Annotated in this window: 17 protein-coding genes; 5 read left to right on the forward strand and 12 right to left on the reverse strand. The window is 35.2% G+C overall.

Features of this window, described 5'->3' with window-relative positions; all coding sequences use genetic code 11:
• Positions 1 to 363: 363 nt before the first annotated feature.
• Entirely contained in the window at positions 364 to 1,578 is a 1,215-nt protein-coding gene (locus BUB25_RS14310) for an MDR family MFS transporter (RefSeq protein WP_072945511.1), read from the reverse strand.
• A 97-nt stretch (positions 1,579 to 1,675) separates the two neighbouring features.
• On the opposite strand from BUB25_RS14310, the gene BUB25_RS14315 reads away from it, so the two are divergent.
• The 5 genes from BUB25_RS14315 (at position 1,676) to BUB25_RS14335 (ending at position 5,359) form a co-directional block, all read left to right on the forward strand.
• The gene (locus BUB25_RS14315; protein ID WP_072945513.1) at positions 1,676 to 2,278 is read left to right on the forward strand and encodes a DUF1684 domain-containing protein; all 603 of its coding nucleotides are present in this window, start codon (positions 1,676 to 1,678) and stop codon (positions 2,276 to 2,278) included.
• On the forward strand, positions 2,278 to 2,940 hold the full coding sequence (locus BUB25_RS14320; protein WP_072945515.1) for a TatD family hydrolase: 663 nt from the start codon (positions 2,278 to 2,280) through the stop codon (positions 2,938 to 2,940). The genes BUB25_RS14315 and BUB25_RS14320 overlap by 1 nt, the downstream gene beginning before the upstream one ends.
• A 70-nt stretch (positions 2,941 to 3,010) precedes the next feature.
• The gene (locus tag BUB25_RS14325; RefSeq protein WP_072945517.1) at positions 3,011 to 3,724 is read left to right on the forward strand and encodes a tRNA threonylcarbamoyladenosine dehydratase; all 714 of its coding nucleotides are present in this window, start codon (positions 3,011 to 3,013) and stop codon (positions 3,722 to 3,724) included.
• A gap of 66 nt (positions 3,725 to 3,790) precedes the next feature.
• Entirely contained in the window at positions 3,791 to 4,444 is a 654-nt protein-coding gene (locus tag BUB25_RS14330) for an HAD family hydrolase (RefSeq protein ID WP_072945519.1), read from the forward strand.
• Between the two features lie 72 nt (positions 4,445 to 4,516).
• Entirely contained in the window at positions 4,517 to 5,359 is an 843-nt protein-coding gene (locus tag BUB25_RS14335; protein ID WP_072945521.1) for a DUF2911 domain-containing protein, read from the forward strand.
• 67 nt (positions 5,360 to 5,426) lie between these two features.
• Here the strand turns inward: BUB25_RS14335 and BUB25_RS14340 are convergent, their stop codons facing one another.
• The 11 genes from BUB25_RS14340 to BUB25_RS14390 form a co-directional block, all read right to left on the reverse strand.
• Complete coding sequence (locus BUB25_RS14340) at positions 5,427 to 7,151, reverse strand: sodium:solute symporter family protein (RefSeq protein WP_072945523.1); 1,725 nt, start codon at positions 7,149 to 7,151, stop codon at positions 5,427 to 5,429.
• Positions 7,152 to 7,273: 122 nt separating this feature from the next.
• Positions 7,274 to 9,805, reverse strand: coding sequence for a PIG-L family deacetylase (locus BUB25_RS14345; protein WP_072945524.1), 2,532 nt, complete (start codon positions 9,803 to 9,805; stop codon positions 7,274 to 7,276).
• Between the two features lie 145 nt (positions 9,806 to 9,950).
• Positions 9,951 to 10,457 carry a hypothetical protein gene (locus tag BUB25_RS14350; RefSeq protein WP_072945526.1) on the reverse strand — a complete coding sequence of 169 codons (507 nt, stop codon included), beginning with the start codon at positions 10,455 to 10,457 and terminating at the stop codon, positions 9,951 to 9,953.
• A 174-nt stretch (positions 10,458 to 10,631) separates the two neighbouring features.
• Positions 10,632 to 11,132 carry a hypothetical protein gene (locus BUB25_RS14355; protein WP_072945528.1) on the reverse strand — a complete coding sequence of 167 codons (501 nt, stop codon included), beginning with the start codon at positions 11,130 to 11,132 and terminating at the stop codon, positions 10,632 to 10,634.
• Between the two features lie 178 nt (positions 11,133 to 11,310).
• Positions 11,311 to 11,613, reverse strand: a complete 303-nt coding sequence (locus BUB25_RS14360; RefSeq protein ID WP_072945529.1) for a hypothetical protein — start codon at positions 11,611 to 11,613, stop codon at positions 11,311 to 11,313.
• A 144-nt stretch (positions 11,614 to 11,757) separates the two neighbouring features.
• The gene (locus BUB25_RS14365) at positions 11,758 to 13,578 is read right to left on the reverse strand and encodes a hypothetical protein (RefSeq protein WP_072945531.1); all 1,821 of its coding nucleotides are present in this window, start codon (positions 13,576 to 13,578) and stop codon (positions 11,758 to 11,760) included.
• A 238-nt stretch (positions 13,579 to 13,816) separates the two neighbouring features.
• Positions 13,817 to 14,347, reverse strand: a complete 531-nt coding sequence (locus BUB25_RS14370) for a mechanosensitive ion channel domain-containing protein (protein WP_072945533.1) — start codon at positions 14,345 to 14,347, stop codon at positions 13,817 to 13,819.
• A 14-nt stretch (positions 14,348 to 14,361) separates the two neighbouring features.
• The gene (locus BUB25_RS14375) at positions 14,362 to 14,946 is read right to left on the reverse strand and encodes a Maf-like protein (RefSeq protein ID WP_072945535.1); all 585 of its coding nucleotides are present in this window, start codon (positions 14,944 to 14,946) and stop codon (positions 14,362 to 14,364) included.
• Positions 14,939 to 15,865 carry a geranylgeranylglycerol-phosphate geranylgeranyltransferase gene (locus BUB25_RS14380; RefSeq protein ID WP_072945536.1) on the reverse strand — a complete coding sequence of 309 codons (927 nt, stop codon included), beginning with the start codon at positions 15,863 to 15,865 and terminating at the stop codon, positions 14,939 to 14,941. Before BUB25_RS14380 ends, BUB25_RS14375 begins: the two co-directional genes overlap by 8 nt.
• Before the next feature lie 45 nt (positions 15,866 to 15,910).
• Positions 15,911 to 16,438: a KdsC family phosphatase gene (locus BUB25_RS14385; protein WP_072945538.1), complete on the reverse strand. Its 528-nt coding sequence runs from the start codon at positions 16,436 to 16,438 to the stop codon at positions 15,911 to 15,913.
• On the reverse strand, positions 16,422 to 17,195 hold the full coding sequence (locus tag BUB25_RS14390) for a Rossmann-like and DUF2520 domain-containing protein (protein WP_072945540.1): 774 nt from the start codon (positions 17,193 to 17,195) through the stop codon (positions 16,422 to 16,424). The genes BUB25_RS14385 and BUB25_RS14390 overlap by 17 nt, the downstream gene beginning before the upstream one ends.
• Positions 17,196 to 17,228 lie beyond the last annotated feature (33 nt).

Consider the following 17,228-nt stretch of genomic DNA (forward strand, 5'->3'; position numbering starts at 1 on the left):
TATTTAGCCATCGGTATGCTCTCATTCTTTTCACTTTATTACATCCAAATATACATCTTCGAGATCAAATTATTTTTGCAACGCAAACATAGGAGATATCGGGATCAGGCTTGATTTTTTGTTTCTTTTGCATCAAGGCAAAAGAAAAGAAAAGAAAAGAAAAAGTGAAACACCTTTTAAAATCGATATGCACAAGCGGGGAATTATAGCAATAATGATCACAACATTTTAGAAATAGATTTGAACTATTTTGTGGGCACGAGCAAGATGCTCGCGCCAGCGAAGGTAGTTTGCAAACTATTTTTATAGTTATTTAACTAAAATTAAAGTTTGTAATGAAAAAAGAAATCAAAAAGAGTTGTTTTAGCGGTTTTCTAAACGCACTAATTTTTGAATCCAAATGCAACAAAATGTGGCCAATATGCCAAAAGTCCCCATCACAAACCAGTTGATTTGATAACCAAATCGCGCGATAATTTCCATTCCCATTTTGGAACTCAGAATATGAGCCAAACTAAAACTCATCGTATAAAGAGCCATATAGCGCCCCTCATGTCCTTTGGGAGCTCTGCTCATAGCAAAACTATTCGAAAAAGGAAACGCAAAGATTTCACCAATAGATATGATAATCATGCTGATGATCAAAATTCCAGCCCAAACATTAATCAGCAGGCAATAGAAACTGACCGCCATCAGCAGTGTGCCCCAAAGGATTATTTTTAGTTTTTGAACCATCTTGCGTTCAAAATAACTCACAATGGGCATTTCCAAGGCAAAAATCAACAAGCCGTTTAGGGTCATTAATAATCCGGTTTGAAATTCAGTCAAACCAAATTTCTCACTGTGATACAAAGGCAAAGTCGTAAAGAGTTGAAAGAAAATCATGGCCGTAACAAAACTCACAAACAGAAAAAGCCAGAATATCTTATCTTTAAAAACCGATGCAGCCTCCAGTATTGTGGCATGAGGATCATGATGGGAAACCTTTTTCTTTTCTTTGACCAGCAAGGCAAAAATTAAAATCGAGACAATACAGGACGTACCATCAATCCAAAACAAACCTTTATAACCAATTCCCATAATAATTAATCCGCCCAAAGCTGGTCCTGCCGCAAACCCCAGATTGACCGCCAGACGCACAAGGGTGAGGGAACGTGTTCTGTTTTCAGGTTTTGCATAAGCTCCAAGGGAAACAAACATAGCGGGTCTAAACATATCGGCTAGTGTCATAATAGCAAACATCCCCAAACACAATCCCCAAAAAGAGGTGATATACTGTAAAATAAAAAAGAAAACGCCACTGCTAAACAAACTAAAAACCATCACCTTATAAAACCCAATCTTATCAGACAGTTTGCCTCCCAACCAAGAACCCAGCATGGAGCCAAAACCAAATGCAACCATAACCCAGCCCACTTCCCCATAGGAGAAATGCAGGTCTTCTTTTAAATATTTCGATAAAAAAGGCAGTACCATCGTTCCTGCCCGGTTGATAAAAGTGATCAGAGTAAGGATCCAAATTTCTCTTGAAAATCCTTTGAAATTATTAATATAGCGGCTGAAAGCGGTTTGGAGCATTGTAAATAGCTTGTGTCTTGCAAAGGTAGAAAACTTTGTAACTTTCAGCCTTTGTGCCTTTGCAACTTTTAAACTATTTTTGCATAAAAATATACAAATGAGAACCTTGCTGCTTTTTGTTTTTTTAGTACAATTGAATTGGGGTTTTGCCCAAGAAAAATTTGATTTGGCTGCCGTTCAAAAATTTCAGACAGATCTAAATGCAGAGTACGCCGATGCTAAAACCAGCCCATTGATGGAAGAGGATTTGGCAACATTCCAGACCTTGGATTTTTATCCCGCAAATGAAAAATACTTCGTGACGGCTAAATTCGTTCGAACCAAAAAAGAGAAACCTTTTGAGATGAAAACATCTACTGAGAGGAAACCCATCTATGTGAAATATGGCGAAGTCTATTTTTCCATTGACGGAGCAGCATTGAAACTGAATGTGTACAGAAATTTGGCCCTTTCCAAGAAAAAAGAATACAAAGACCATCTGTTTTTGCCTTTTTCTGATTTGACTTGTGGCCAGGAAAGCTACATTGGAGGACGATATATTGATGTGAAAATTCCAGAGGGAAATACCTTAGTTATCGATTTTAATACAGCCTATAATCCGTATTGTGCTTACAACCACAAATATTCTTGCCCTATTGTCCCATTGGAAAACGACTTGAATGTGGAGATAAAAGCCGGAGTTAAAAAATTTAAGGACTAGTGGAATTCTTTAATTGTCATACCCATAAATTTACGGATAAACCCAATGTTTTAGAATTGGTCAACCAATATCCACAGGAATTTGATCCCGGTATTCCTTATTATTCCATTGGGATTCATCCTTGGTATATTGTGGAAGAGCGATTGGAATCCGATTTGGAAATTATAGAAACTAAAATACAGCAAAAGAATTGTCTGGCCGTTGGAGAATGCGGATTAGACAAAAGAATCGAAATCCCGATGGATTTGCAAATAAAAGTTTTTGAAAAACAACTGCTGTTGGCACAAAAATACAATAAAGCAGTGGTCATTCATTGCGTAGCCGCATTTCAGGAAGTAATCGAAATAAAGAAAAGCTTGAAGATTAGCGTACCAATGATTATTCATGGTTTTTCTAAAAATCAACAGTTGGCAAAACAATTAATTGATAATGGTTTTTATATTTCCTTTGGAAAATACTTAATGAGCAATCCCGAATTGCGAACCGTTTTTCAAAGCATTCCAAACCATCGTTTTTTTCTGGAAACGGATACCATAGACAAAACTATTGAGGAAGTCTATGCTTTGGCAGCAAAATACAAAAACAATACGGTGGAAGAAATTCAAAAACAACTGAAGGAGAATTTTTTAAGCGTATTCAAGATAGCAGTACAATTGATTTAAGAACATAGAATAACGAATGTTTAGGATTGAAGTAGCGAGAACTTTAATCCTGAAGCTTTAAACAAAAAAAATGGCAGAGTGGACAGAAAGAGCCGAACTTTTATTTAAAAAAGAAGGTTTGGAAAAATTACAAAATGCGAATGTATTAGTAGTAGGTTTAGGTGGTGTGGGATCATTTGCAGCCGAGTTTTTGGCTAGAGCAGGAGTGGGAACCATGACAATTGTAGATGGAGATGTGGTAGATATTACCAATATCAACAGGCAATTGCCGGCTTTACATTCTACAGTGGGTCAGGCCAAAGTGACTTTGGTAGGAGACCGATTGATGGATATTAATCCAGAATTAAAATTGACCAGAGTGCAGGAATTTCTCTCGCCTGAGCGTGCTTTTGAAATTATTACGGATGAATTTGATTATGTTTTGGATTGTATTGATAGTGTAACTCCCAAATTGAATTTGATTGTTGCAGCCAAGCGAAAAAAAGTAAAGATTATTTCGAGTATGGGCGCCGGTGGAAAAATGGAAGCTTCTAAAGTCAAGGTGGCTGATATTAGTAACACCGTTAATTGCTATCTGGCCAAAACCATTCGAAGAAGACTAAAAGAAGCCAAAATAGACAAATTGAAAGTCGTCTTTTCTTCGGAAATTCAAGACGATTCGAGTTTAAAAATGACCGATGGTTCCAATTTTAAAAAATCATTTTACGGAACTAACAGTTATATGCCGGGTTTATTTGGCCTTTATGCTGCCGAGACCGTGATTCGCTATTTACTTAAGAAATAAAATTAATGATTAGTGATTATTCACAGTCTTTTACAACCTAATAACACATAACTCATAATTTATAAAATGATACAAACAGTAATTTTCGACATGGATGGAGTAATTGTCGATACGGAACCTGTACACAAATACGCCTATTTTCAGCATTTTGAGGAACTGAATATTCCGGTAACAGAGGAACAGTTTTCAAAATTTACGGGGAATTCGACCCGCAATGTATTCCAAAATTTAAAAGAGCTCTTCAATTTAGAACAGGATGTAGAAGATTTGATTCAAAGAAAAAGAAGTATTTTCAACGATGCTTTTGATACCAAAGAAGATTTAGAACTGCTCGAAGGGGTAGAAAAGCTAATCCAAGAATTCCATCAAAAGGGAATGCAATTGATTTTGGCTTCTTCGGCTTCCAAAGTGACAATAGATCGCGTTTTTAAGCGTTTTAATTTGCACCAATATTTTACTCACATTGTAAGCGGGGAGGATTTTCCAAAATCAAAACCCGATCCAGCCATTTTTGTTCATGCGGCCTCATTATCAATTGCATCCAAAGAGAATTGCATTATAATTGAAGACAGTACCAATGGCGTGAAAGCAGCAAAGGCTGCAGGGATTTTTTGTGTGGGTTACAATAGTTTCCACTCTAAATTGCAGGATTTATCAGCTGCCGATGTGATAATTAATCATTTTGATGAATTGAGTTTTGAAAAAGTAGCCCAATTCTGATTTGGGTTTATTAAATATTTAACAATTATAAATGTTTGAATTTGTAAATTTGAAAAAAATAAAACAATAAATATGAAGAACTTACTTATTCTATTAGCGGTTGTCATTGCTAATTTTAGTATTGAAGCCCAGGTGAAAACACCAGAATCCAGTCCGAAAACTAAGATCAATCAGTCTGTTGGTTTAACAGATATTGAGATTGTGTATTCTAGACCTTCTGCAAGAGGCAGAGCTGTTTTTGGCAATTTGGTTCCTTTTGGGAAATTGTGGAGAACTGGAGCTAATGAAAATAGCACCATCTCTTTTAGTGACGATGTGATGATAGACGGCAAGACTTTAAAGAAAGGAAAGTATGCTTTGTATACCATTCCAAACATTCAAAGTTGGGAAATCATTTTTTATAAAACAACAGATAATTGGGGAACTCCACAGGAATTTAATGAAGCGAATGTAGCCTTAAGAACTACTGTAAAAGAAGAGGCATTGTCTAAACCAGTGGAAACGTTTACTATTGGATTGAGTCGTTTGGATACTGATTTTGCTTATTTGGAAATGTATTGGGAGAATTCATATGCCGCTTTAAAATTTGAAGTTCCAACCCAGAAAAAAGCCATTGAAAGTATTGAGAAAGTATTGTCAGGTGCCACAGGAGCAGATTATTTTTCGTCAGCACAATTCTATTATCTGTCTAATTTAGATATCAATAAAGCAAGAACTTATATTGATAGAGCATTAGAATTAACACCAAGCAAACCGTTTTATTATTTGCGTTTAAAATCTTTGATTCAAGCAAAACAGGGTGATAAAAAAGGCGCTATAGAAACGGCTAAATTATCACTTGCTGCTTCTGAAGCTGCCGGAAATCAAGACTATGTAAAAATGAATAAGGATAGTATTACTGAATGGAGTAAATAGTAGTCTAAATTTTAAAATAAAAAATCCCGTCTTCCCAATAGGTTAGACGGGATTTTTATTTGGTGATCTATGTGATCTGTTTTTTTGTTTTTCTAAAAATGGTTAATTCCAATAAGGAAGAGAGCACGATAGTAAGTAAGGCTCCAATGAAATTGAGCCATAAATACCCCAGTTTTTCTTCACCACTCGGGAAAATGTAAATGGCGTAATAATAAATGATAAAAATGGTGATTTGGGAGATCAAAGCACTGTAAAAAATAGACTTGGCCTTGACATGTTTTATATAAAAGCCCACTAAAAAGATTCCCAGTACCGTGCCGTAGAATATGGAACCAATGATATTCACTAATTGGATTAAATTTTCAAACAAGGTTCCGATACAGGCAAACAGGATGGCAACAATTCCCCAAAACAAAGTAAAAAACTTGGTAACATTTAGATAATGTTTCTCTGATTTTTCTCCTTTCACATTGCGTTTGTAAATGTCGATTGCCGTCGTAGAGGCGAGCGCATTAAGCCCCGAAGCAGTTGAGGACATAGCAGCCGATATGATTACTGCCAACAATAACCCAATAAGACCTTTGGGCAAATAATGTAAAATAAAGTGAAAAAAGACATAATCTTTATCATTAGTCTCACTGCTGTTATCGGCTTTCAGAATAATTTCTTTGGCATGGTCCCTTAAATCTTTTTCTTTTGTAGATAAGGCGACCAATTCTTTTCTTAAAATAGGATTGTCGTAATCTTGATTCAGTTGATCAATATACAAGAGGTTAATCACTTTTTTGTCTTCGGAAAGACTGTCCAGTTTTTTCTCTAAAAGATGGTATTCGTCTTTATATTGTGATTTTTCAATAGCCACTTTATTGTTGGGATTGAAATTTAACGGAACAGGATTGAATTGGAAAAAAACAAAAACCATAACTCCGGTAAGCAATATAAAAAATTGCATGGGCACTTTTAAGAGACCATTCATGATTAATCCCATCTGGCTTTCACGAACTGATTTTCCGGATAAGTAGCGTCCCACCTGTGATTGATCGGTTCCAAAATAAGCTAAAGCCAGAAAAAAACCTCCGGTGATTCCGCTCCAAAAAGTATATTTTTCTTCGGGATCTGTTGAAAAACTCACAATGTCCATTTTGTCATTTGCTCCGGCAATATGCATGGCATTGCTAAACGTCATATCATTAGGTAAAAAGTGCAAAATCAGAAAGAAAGTGATAAACATTCCGGACATAATCACAAACATTTGTTGCTTTTGGGTCACGTTTACCGCTTTGGTACCGCCTGAAAAAGTATAAATAATGACCAACACCCCAATGATAATGTTCATATAAGTCAGATTCCATCCCAATAAAGCTGATAAAATGATCGCCGGAGCATAGATGGTCAAGCCGGTTCCTAATCCTCTTTGGAACAAGAAAAGAACAGCTGCCAGAGAACGGGTTTTTAGATCAAAACGTTTTTCCAGGTATTCATATGCCGTATAAACCTTGTACTTATGATAAATAGGGATAAATGTCAAACAGATAACAACCATGGCAATGGGTAAGCCAAAATAGAATTGTACAAAACCCATTCCGTCATGATAGGCCTGACCGGGAGTAGATAAAAAGGTAATGGCACTGGCTTGTGTAGCCATCACAGAGAGACCTACGGTATACCAAGGGGTTTCGTTTCCTCCCAATATAAAATCTTCTACATTCTTACTTCCTTTGGTTTTCCAAGCTCCATAAATTACAATAAATAACAGGGTTACTATGAGTACAATCCAATCGAATAGCTGCATGTTTTAAGAGTATAATTTCATTATTAGATAAAAAATAGTAATATAGATGGCATTTGCCAACAGAACCCAAGTATAACTTTTTTTCCAGGGTTTGTCCTTTTTAGTTTCCATGTTGTGGGGTTTTAGGGTTTCATTTTTTGAGAGGGAACCGTTACTGCTGATTTTAACGAAATGATATTAGACAATAATCGATAGGCTCCGGAAACTCCTTCGGGCAATTCTCTAAATAAACTCAGTCCGGTATAAATATAGTATCCTTTTCCGTAAGGAGCGACCAATAAAGCACCTTTTTTTGGACTTTCTCCTTTGTCATTGGAAGATAAAATAGGAGTGAAGGCCTTATCAAATTCATTGGGATAGTACAAACCTTGTTCTTGTTTCCATCCTTCAAAATCTTTAGAGGTTATTTTATTAGGATAATTAAGAACAGGATGATCCGGAGCTAAAAAGCGTACTTCGGCATTTTCTTCGGTTACCCTGTCATTTGAAATCTTTAAAGGATAAGGAGCAATAGTTCCATTGACAATTGTATTTAGCGTATTGTATTGAACCAGCATTGTTTTTCCGCCTTTTACAAAATCAAAAAGAATACTTTGCTTGTTGGCCAATTCTTCTACGGTATTATAAGCCCGTATTCCGGTAATCACAACATCAAGAGATTCTAGTTTTTCGGGAGTGATTTCTTCAGGTTTTAATAGGGTTACTTTGTAGCCCATTTGTGTTAAACTTTCTGGAACTTCATCACCTGCACCCATAATATAACCAATTCTTTTATCCACCGTTTTCAAATCCAGTTTGAGGAATGTAGCTTCCGAGGGTTTGAGAACTTGTTGTTTGGTGATATGGGGATAATCGATTATAACTTGTTCTTTGTCAAACTTTTTGTTGTCTACAATAGCAATATTTTTGACAATAGTTTCCGAAGATTCTGATGGAGGAGTTACCTCAAAATAGATGAGTTGCTCCATTCCTTTTTTGTCTAACTGAAACGGTACAGACTTTGGATTGACAATCCATTTTTTTGATAATTCTAATTGTAGAGTTCCTTTTACATCATCTTTTCCGGCTTTTATTTTTACGGCAACAGCCTTACTTTTTCCATTATTGAAAAGGGATACTTTATCAATAATACTAGTTGTCACTTCCGGTACAATATCCAGATAATTATACATTTCACCTTTTACGGGATCATTGTATTTATAAATTACGCTGCGTTCTAATGGGATTTCGACTTCGTTAATTTTGACATTAAAAATCACTTTTACTTCTCGAAGTACATCGGGAATTCCTATGTTTTTTTGCTCATCAACAGCATACATTCCTTCGGTTCCTTTCTCTTTGAGCCAGTAAGGTTGTGTATACGCAATGGATTGAGGTAGTACTAATTCTAAATTTATGGTTTCAGAAATATTGGGGTTTAATGTCTTGTTTTGGATGGTGTTTTTATAATCCGGTAAAGTGGTAATACTCATTAACTGCACTTTTGCAGCAGTTCGATTAATCGCTTCCAGTTTAAGTTTTAAGTTACTTCCCGGTGTTGTTTCTTGATTTTGCGCTACTGCTTCGAGGTACAGACCGGAACAGCCAGCAATGATATTTTTTATCTCCTCAGATTTTACTGTTTTCCAGTGATTTTCTTCCAATGATTGAATCATTGAATAGGCTTTCACCAAGTTTGGGATACTAGAGGAAGGATTATTAAAATCAAATTGGGTGATGATCAATGTTAGTAATTCGCCAATTTCTTTGCCGCCTTTCACTCGATTCCAGCTTGTATCAATGCCTTCAAAGATATTGGACTTGTCATTCATGCTTTGGCCATTGATGAGTTCGAGATATTCTGTTTCCTCGCCTCGGGTTCCGGTACTTCCAAAACCTTGGGATTGATGGCAACTTCTGCTTAACGCTGCGATTTCTTGGTTTGATTTTCCTAGATTTGAATAGTAAACCCCAGTTTGAAGCGTTGACAAATTAGTTTTGTCGGCGGCATTAAATTTTTCTTGGCTACCATAAAACCACCAGGAATGGTTGAAAAATTGACGTTTGGGTTGCCAAGGTTGTACTAATTGTAATTGCTCAGGAAATACTCCTGAGTTATTGGTCAAATCAAAGCTTTCCTTGCTCAACATCGCTGACGCCGTATGATGACCATGAGTAGTTCCAGGGGAACGATGGTCGAAACGATTAATGATTACATCGGGTTGGAATTTTCGAATTGCCCAAATGATATCAGAAAGTACTTTTTCTTTATCCCAGATTTCTAAGGTTTCATCCGGATTTTTAGAATATCCAAAATCATTGGCACGAGAAAAAAACTGTTCTCCTCCATCAATTTTTCGGGCTTCAATGAGTTCTTGGGTTCTTATAACGCCTAATAATTCTCTTAATTGGGGACCAATTAGATTTTGACCTCCATCGCCTCTTGTCAATGAGAGATATCCTGTTCTTGCTTTTTGGTCATTGGCCAAATAAGAAATTAAGCGGGTATTTTCATCATCGGGATGCGCCGCAACATAAAGCACAGATCCCAGAAAGTTTAATTTTTGTATTTGATTGTAAATCTCAACCGAATTTGGTTTTTGAGGCTTTTGAGCCAGCAGTATTTGAAAGGAAATAAGAAAAAATAATAGAAATTGAATTTTAGTTTTGTGCATTTTATATAAAATTAATTTGCAATTAGTTCAAATGTAGTAATTAAAAGTTTTATTTAAAACCGAATTATATTTTCTTTGCTAAAAAGCATATATAGCTAAAAGGGAGCACTGATTAGTGCTCCCTTTTTTATTTATGGACTAGGAATTAATGCCCTCTACGGTCATTATCTCTAGAACCTCTGTTATCATTTTTATCATAGCCTCTATGGTCATCATAACGTCTGTTGTCATTAGAATATTTGTGGTTTTTAGCGTATCTTCTATCATCGTATCTTTGCGCTATGGGTCTGTGATATTCATTTCTAGAATCTACACGGTAGTGTTTTTTATGGTTGTTAAAGTGTGCATAAGGACGGTTTCCATGATAACCGTTTAACACTATTTTATGTCCAGAGTACAGATCGTAGTTTCTGTATTGTCTAGGTAAATATCTTGATCTTACCCAGTTTCCATTACCAAAATAAACGAACTGTGAAGCTCTAATGTCATAATAAGCCTCAATATCTGGCAAATAATAATACTCTACTTCTGCATAACCTCTAGGTCCCCAAGAAGGAGCTGTTCCTATATTTACACTTACTGAAACTTGAGCTTGAGCTGAACTGAATACAAGTAGAACTATTCCAACGGCGAGTAATTTTAAATTTTTCATCTTTCTATTTTTTAATGTTTATATTCTAAAAATGTATTGCTTATTGCTTTACGCTTTAGCTAAATCCAACAACTGTGCCAAGATGTTTTAGTTGTATAAAATTAGCTTAATAATTAAGTCAAAAAAAAAAGGAAACGCTGCTTGCGTTTCCTTTTTAATCAGGAAAAAATGAAATTAATGCTTTCCGTTTCCACGACCATTGTTGCCATGACCATTGTTGCCATGACCATTGTTTCCTTTATGACCGTTATTCTCCTTATTTCCTTTTTGATTGTAATTATCGTGATTACCGTTTCTTTGTCCAATTGTTCTTTGTTGTGGACCTTTATATCCTTTATGGTATTTAGCTTTATGATTTTTAAAATAGGTATAAGGTCTGGTTCCATGATAATCATTTAATACTACTTTATAGCCACTATATAAATCGTAGTTTCTATATTGTCTAGGTAAGTATCTTGATCTTACCCATCTTCCATTACCAAAGTAAATAAATTGTGATGCTCGAATATCATAATAGGCTTGTACATCTGGTAGATAGTAATATTCGACTGCGGAATAACCTGCAGGACCCCATGAAGGTGGCGAACCAATGTTTACATTAACGGATACTTGTGCTTGTGAGGAAGTAGCTATAAACAGTACTATTCCGGCAGCAATTAATTTTAAAGTTTTCATTTTGTTTTTATTTAGATATTAATATTTTAAAAGCATTGACTTTATCAATCTTTGATGTCCAAAGCCAAGAATTGTGCCAAAATGATTTTGGTCTTTAATTGGGTTTTAATTTTATTGCAAAAAGAATAGGCTGTTTTATTAAAAAAACAGCCTATTCTTAAATATTGTAAAAAGTAAGTTATAACAATAAAATTAACAATAGAATTACGATGATTATTGCACCTACAGATAGATATACCCCATTTCCGGATGCTTTTAAATTAGTTTTGATTTCTCTAACTTCCTTACGTAGTTCCTTTTTTTCTGAAGAGCTTAAAGAAGATTTATCCATCTCTTTGATTTCTTCTAAGCGATTAAGCATTACTTGAACCTCAGCTGGAATTTCTTTAGGAACCGGATTTTTTTCGGCTGCTGTCATTGTAGTCGGAATTGCACTTAACGATAATACCATTATCATTAAATAAAGACTTAGTTTTTTCATTTTTTATTTGGTTTTGATTTAATAAGAATATTTATATAAAGATAGTAATTAATTGGTAATCAATATTATATAATTAGCAGTGAATTTTGTAAAATTTACACTTTTAAAAATACTGCATTATCAATAGTTTTATAGTTTAAGCTTTTATTGATAAGGAACAATTCGAGGCTTAGCAAGTTCAAAATTTTGTAGGCCAAAATCAGAAGTTTGAAAGGCATTGGTTTTAAAAATAGCATCACCTTGAAAAGGAATAACGGGATAATAAGCCAGCGATATTTGAAAAGCGCTAAATACTAAGTAATCATTATTGATGATAAGCCCAATTCCAATTTTCGAATAGGCCTTGTTTTTTTGCAATTCATTTTGAGAATTTCCCAGTAAAGCAATAGAATAATTAAAATAAGGGTTAAGTCGAAACCCGCCAATATTCCAAGTTGAATAGGCTTGGGTTTGCAAGGTTAGCACCATTTTATTAGTTCCATATATAGGGCTGTTGAATCCTTGAATACCAGATTCTTCATTAATGGTGAGCTGATCACCAATTGAGTTTTGTCGGTTGATACCTAATATTGCCTGCGGCTTAATAAACTGTCTTAATTTCCAGTTTCCAATATCGATTAGTTTGGTGAAATAATTGGCCTGAAAAGAAAAAGTGGTTTGCTCTGTTTTGGATTTATTAAAGAAGGTGCCCGCTTCAAAATTGGTGCTAAGAAACCCCCAATTATAGTATTTCCCAAAGGAGATTTGGCTACCTATATACGGACGCCAATTGTTGTTTTTATTTTGGTAGCCATAAGTGATTCCATAAATTCGTCCTATTGGTACATCTTCAATAATCCCGTTTTTGAAGATGTATTTGTCTTTGATGAATTTTCGGGTATTAATGCCAATTCCCGAAAGTAAGAAGGTTTCATCGGCATAAAAAGAAATAGGATCATAATCAACCGCAGGACTTTCGATATAATTTTTGTTTGATAATCGTCCTGAAATAATAAGATTAGTTGTTTTTTCATCGATGGTATTTCCTTTGAATATTTGGAAAGCCTTGGCAATCCAAAAATCATGTGAACTGTACTTGAAATTTTGCTTTGCGTATTGTTGATTTAAGTCTTGTATTGTATCGGTTCTAAATTGTTGGTCCAAATAAATTCCACCCGCCCATTTTGTTAAAGGGGAATAAAAAGGGCGTTCTATACTAGTGCTTTTACTGTAGTTATTATCTAAGTCAATACGATATTGCACTACTGTTTTGATGAAGGTGTGCCTGATGTTGGGGATGGTGTATGCAAGATCATTGGCATTTTTTCCGTCACTTGAACGGTTTGTGAATCTGTAATCGAATTGATGGCCGATACCAAAAATGTTTCTTTCGCTTAAGCCCACCGAAGCTTTTGAACTGGAAACCGAAGCCTTGGGTAATGAGCTCCAAGAATCCAAAACCCGAATGAAAACATCTACAGAATCTGATTGTTCAGCGGTTAATTTTTCGGAAATAGTGACTCTGCTGACAAATTTTTGAGAACGGATAATACGCTCCGATTCATCTATGGTTATGCTACTATAAGGAGTATTCTTTTTAAACAGTAATAAATTCTTTATTGCCAGGTTTTTAGTTTTAAGATGCAATAGGTTTCCAGTTCTTTCAGTCCATTTATTCGGTGTTTTTGTCGAGTCTGTATCAGAATAACCAAATGGGTCTAATGTGGTAATAATAATATTCCGAATAATTTTTCCTTCAGCATTGATTTGTTTTTTGGGTTCAACTATTGGTGCTTTTTTTTGGGGATTAATTGGTTCAAAAATGAGCTTATGCAAGAACTTGATATACTTGTTTTTCTTCGAATAGGTTTGAATATTTTGGTAGACCTTAGAGCTGTCTTTTGCTTTCTTGTCACTTTGCGAAAAAGAAATTTGATAGCTAAAAGAGATTAAAATAAGTATCGCTATTTTTTGTTTTGTGGACATCTAAAAATAATTTTAATCGCTTTTTGAGCTAAAAAGGCATTCAATATTCGATTTTGTCACAATCTATTTTAAGTAGTGCTAAAACTGTGGCTACTTAAAGTATTTCTATTTGCGTCGTAACTAATCATTTCTTTAATTGAAACCAAGTTTTTGATTCAATCAGAAATATAAGCGTTAATCAAGCATTGTATATAAAGTTAGGGTAAAATAATCTAAGATTGTTTTTTTTAAGAAAAAACTAATCCACAAATTCCTTATTATCGTAATGAGTTTTCAATATGGAGATTCCTTTTTGAAAAAGAAGATTGTTAGGATAGATTATCATTTCTCCATCATTGGTTTTCAATGCGATATGGAAAGCGCCTATGTCTTCAATTTCTGCTTCAATAGGGAAGTCTTTGTCGTGGATTCGGATGACATCACCTATTTTGAAAGGGAAAGAAAAGAATAAGATAATTCCCGAGGTAATGTTGCTCAGAATAGACCATTGGGCAAACATGGCGACACCAGCCACTGTGGCAACCGAGGTAAGGGCAATAACAATGTCTTGTGCCTCAAATCCCCAAATAATAATGAGAATAATGAGTGCCAAAATTGTAATGAACAAATGAATGTATTTGATGACGAGATTGGTTCGGTGTTCTATAATATGAGTTGTATTGGCAAAACTCCGAACTCCTTTTGCAATGATAATTCGCAACACTATTACCAAAAATAGCAAAATTCCAGATTCGATTAATTCTTTTGTGAAATCGTTAAAAAAAGTCATATGCAGTTGTTTATTTATGCTAAGGTACTCAAATATTCATAGACCTTATCAACCGGTAAGCCCATGACATTGGCATAAGAGCCTTCAATTTTAGAAACGGCTATGAAACCAATCCATTCCTGGATGCCATAAGCTCCCGCTTTGTCAAAAGGTTTGTAATTATCAATATAATACAGGATTTCATCATCACTTAATGCATTAAAAGTGACTTTGGTTGTTTCGCATAGAAGTTTTGTGTTTGTAATTGTTTTGAAACAAACCGAAGTAATGACATCATGGGTCGAATTGGACAATGATTTTAGAATTTCAAAAGCATCCTGACGGTCTTTTGGTTTTCCCAGTGCTTTTTCATTGTGCCAAACAATGGTGTCGCTTGTTATCAGGATTTCATTTTCCTGTAATTCGCCTTCAAAGGCATTGGCTTTCAATTCGGCAAGGAAGTTGGTGATTTCGGCTGCTTTTAGTTCAGGCGGATATATTTCTTCAATTTCTTTTAAACGAATCTCAAAGTCCAGATTTAAATCCTTGAAGAATTGCTGTCTTCTAGGCGAACCCGAGGCAAGGATCAGTTGGTATTGTTTTAATTTATTTTTAAGCATTGTATTTTATATTTAAAGTAAGAATAACAACAGACAAAATTCCAAAAAGAAGAACCCATTTTAGAAGTAAACTCAAGGCTTTAAAGTCACTTTTTGTTTTTGCGGTCCAAATTTTTACATTAAAATAAATCAACGGAGCCAACACGAAAATAAAAGTATAAATCGTGGCAATAATTAAGTTATTGGGCACAAAGTAATTGTTGACGTACATTAAAAGTGATACAATAGGAATTAAACCTAAAGCGGAAATTAATTTAGAAGTTTTGGCAGCGCCCAAAATAATAGCCAGCGTTTTCATTCCCTGAGATGAGTCTCCTTTTAAATCTTCTACATCTTTGACAATTTCCCGAATGAAATTGACCATAAAAGCAAAGAGGGCATAATCCAGCAGTATCGAAAATAAATTACCCATCAGCAATTGATTTTCGACGTCAATGGCAGGATACAAGTCGAATAAACCAATAATCAAAACACTAAATGAAAGCAACATGGCTACGACAATATTACCAAGAAGGAGCAGTTGTTTCAGACTGGTGGCATACATATATAGTGTAGAAGCAATCAAGATAAAAATGACCGCAAAACCAGGTTTTAGAATCACATTCGATAAATAAAAACCAATAGCCACACCGCTTACGTTCAAGGCGACGTATAAATTATAAGCTGTCGCTTCACTAATACTTTTGCCAATAATAACTTTGTCGGGTTTGTTTTCTCTGTCGGTATCTTGATCAAATATATCATTGATCACATAGCCTGCGGCTGCTATTAATACAGTACTTAAAACAAGTAAGCCGTATTGCCAATGGCTCAATGCCAAAAGAATATTTTGCAGGTGTAGAAAACCGTATCTAAAAACCAACTGCATGAAAGCAAGTAGGAGTAGATTTTGGTATCGAATGAGTTTTAGGTATTTCATTTTTGGAGTTGATAGTAGGTTATTATTGCGCTTGGAGACTAAAAACTAGTCCAGTTTTCCGTCAAAATGCTCCATCCATTTTCCTTGTACCTTCATTACTTGTTCAATGACATCACGGGCAGCGCCTTTTCCTCCATTTTTATGCGAAATATAAGTTGAGATAGCTTTAATCTCCGGACTTGAATCCTGAGGACAAGTAGGCAAGCCTACCAGTTTCATCACGTGATAATCTGGTATATCGTCGCCCATGTATAAAACCTGCTCCGGATTGATGTGGTATAATTCAGTATATTCTTTAAAAGTTTCGACCTTATTCGGTGTTCCCAGATGGATGTCAGTAATTCCCAGATTTCGCAAACGCACACGCACACCTTCATTGCTGCCTCCGGAAATAATGCATACGTTATAACCACTTTCTACGGCTGCTTTCATCGCATAGCCGTCACGGATATTCATTGTTCTAAGGATTTCTCCTTCGGTGGTTACGAAAACGGAACTGTCAGTAAGTACGCCATCAACATCAAAAATAAAAGTAGTGATGTCGTTCATTATTTCCTTATAATTCTTTGCCATTATCTTGTATGGATTGTGTTAATAATTTATAAATAGTTGATTGATTTTTATGGGACAAAAACAATTCATGGGCTTCAATTGTTTTTTTGTCATTGCGTATTGCAGGACCAGTTTGTGCTTTTTCTGGTGAGAGATGCATTATTTTTTGGGCTGTTTCCAGTATCAGAGGTTTGAGTATATCAAACGGGATTTGGTTTTCCTGACAAATTTCATTTCCTATCTGGTACAGATGATTTGTAAAATTATTTACGAATACTGCCGCCACATGCAAGGCTTTTCTTTGATGAGAATCTATAGCAAAAACGCTATTGGATATTGATTTGGCTACTTTTTCCAATAATTGAAAATCAGCCGTATTTTCGGTTTCCAGACACATCGGAATGTTTTTGAAATCTACTGCCTTGTTTTTTGTAAAGGTCTGAAGCGGATAAAAAACTCCTTTTCGATTTTTGTTATCCAAAACATCTATTACTACGCCACCCGAAGTGTGTACTACCAAGCGATCTTCGAACGGCAATTGAGCAGAAACAGAAGCAATTGCATCATCAGAAACGGCAATGATATATAGATCAGCTTCTAGTAATTGATTGTAATCAGAGGTGATTTTACTGGAATCGACTAAGTGCGTCAAGGCTTCTTTTTTTCTTGAAAAAACCTGAATCAACTCAATTCCAGCCCCTTCGTTTTGGGAATTTTGGAAAGCGACAATCAAATGTTGCGCTAGATTTCCGGAGCCTATAATAATTACTTTAATCATTCGGCAAAATTAGCAAAAAAAAAGTGAAGGATT

Origin of the sequence: Flavobacterium granuli, assembly GCF_900129705.1 — a bacterium.
Lineage (GTDB): Bacteria > Bacteroidota > Bacteroidia > Flavobacteriales > Flavobacteriaceae > Flavobacterium > Flavobacterium granuli.

What these genes read in the sequence shown, in the direction of transcription:
- BUB25_RS14345 (WP_072945524.1), bottom strand. Translation starts at nt 9,805, where the DNA reads ATGCACAAAACTAAAATTCAATTTCTATTATTTTTTCTTATTTCCTTT.
- BUB25_RS14315 (WP_072945513.1), top strand. Translation starts at nt 1,676, where the DNA reads ATGAGAACCTTGCTGCTTTTTGTTTTTTTAGTACAATTGAATTGGGGT.
- BUB25_RS14355 (WP_072945528.1), bottom strand. Translation starts at nt 11,132, where the DNA reads ATGAAAACTTTAAAATTAATTGCTGCCGGAATAGTACTGTTTATAGCT.
- BUB25_RS14390 (WP_072945540.1), bottom strand. Translation starts at nt 17,195, where the DNA reads ATGATTAAAGTAATTATTATAGGCTCCGGAAATCTAGCGCAACATTTG.
- BUB25_RS14360 (WP_072945529.1), bottom strand. Translation starts at nt 11,613, where the DNA reads ATGAAAAAACTAAGTCTTTATTTAATGATAATGGTATTATCGTTAAGT.
- BUB25_RS14330 (WP_072945519.1), top strand. Translation starts at nt 3,791, where the DNA reads ATGATACAAACAGTAATTTTCGACATGGATGGAGTAATTGTCGATACG.
- BUB25_RS14350 (WP_072945526.1), bottom strand. Translation starts at nt 10,457, where the DNA reads ATGAAAAATTTAAAATTACTCGCCGTTGGAATAGTTCTACTTGTATTC.
- BUB25_RS14325 (WP_072945517.1), top strand. Translation starts at nt 3,011, where the DNA reads ATGGCAGAGTGGACAGAAAGAGCCGAACTTTTATTTAAAAAAGAAGGT.
- BUB25_RS14370 (WP_072945533.1), bottom strand. Translation starts at nt 14,347, where the DNA reads ATGACTTTTTTTAACGATTTCACAAAAGAATTAATCGAATCTGGAATT.
- BUB25_RS14335 (WP_072945521.1), top strand. Translation starts at nt 4,517, where the DNA reads ATGAAGAACTTACTTATTCTATTAGCGGTTGTCATTGCTAATTTTAGT.
- BUB25_RS14380 (WP_072945536.1), bottom strand. Translation starts at nt 15,865, where the DNA reads ATGAAATACCTAAAACTCATTCGATACCAAAATCTACTCCTACTTGCT.
- BUB25_RS14365 (WP_072945531.1), bottom strand. Translation starts at nt 13,578, where the DNA reads ATGTCCACAAAACAAAAAATAGCGATACTTATTTTAATCTCTTTTAGC.
- BUB25_RS14340 (WP_072945523.1), bottom strand. Translation starts at nt 7,151, where the DNA reads ATGCAGCTATTCGATTGGATTGTACTCATAGTAACCCTGTTATTTATT.
- BUB25_RS14375 (WP_072945535.1), bottom strand. Translation starts at nt 14,946, where the DNA reads ATGCTTAAAAATAAATTAAAACAATACCAACTGATCCTTGCCTCGGGT.
- BUB25_RS14385 (WP_072945538.1), bottom strand. Translation starts at nt 16,438, where the DNA reads ATGGCAAAGAATTATAAGGAAATAATGAACGACATCACTACTTTTATT.
- BUB25_RS14310 (WP_072945511.1), bottom strand. Translation starts at nt 1,578, where the DNA reads ATGCTCCAAACCGCTTTCAGCCGCTATATTAATAATTTCAAAGGATTT.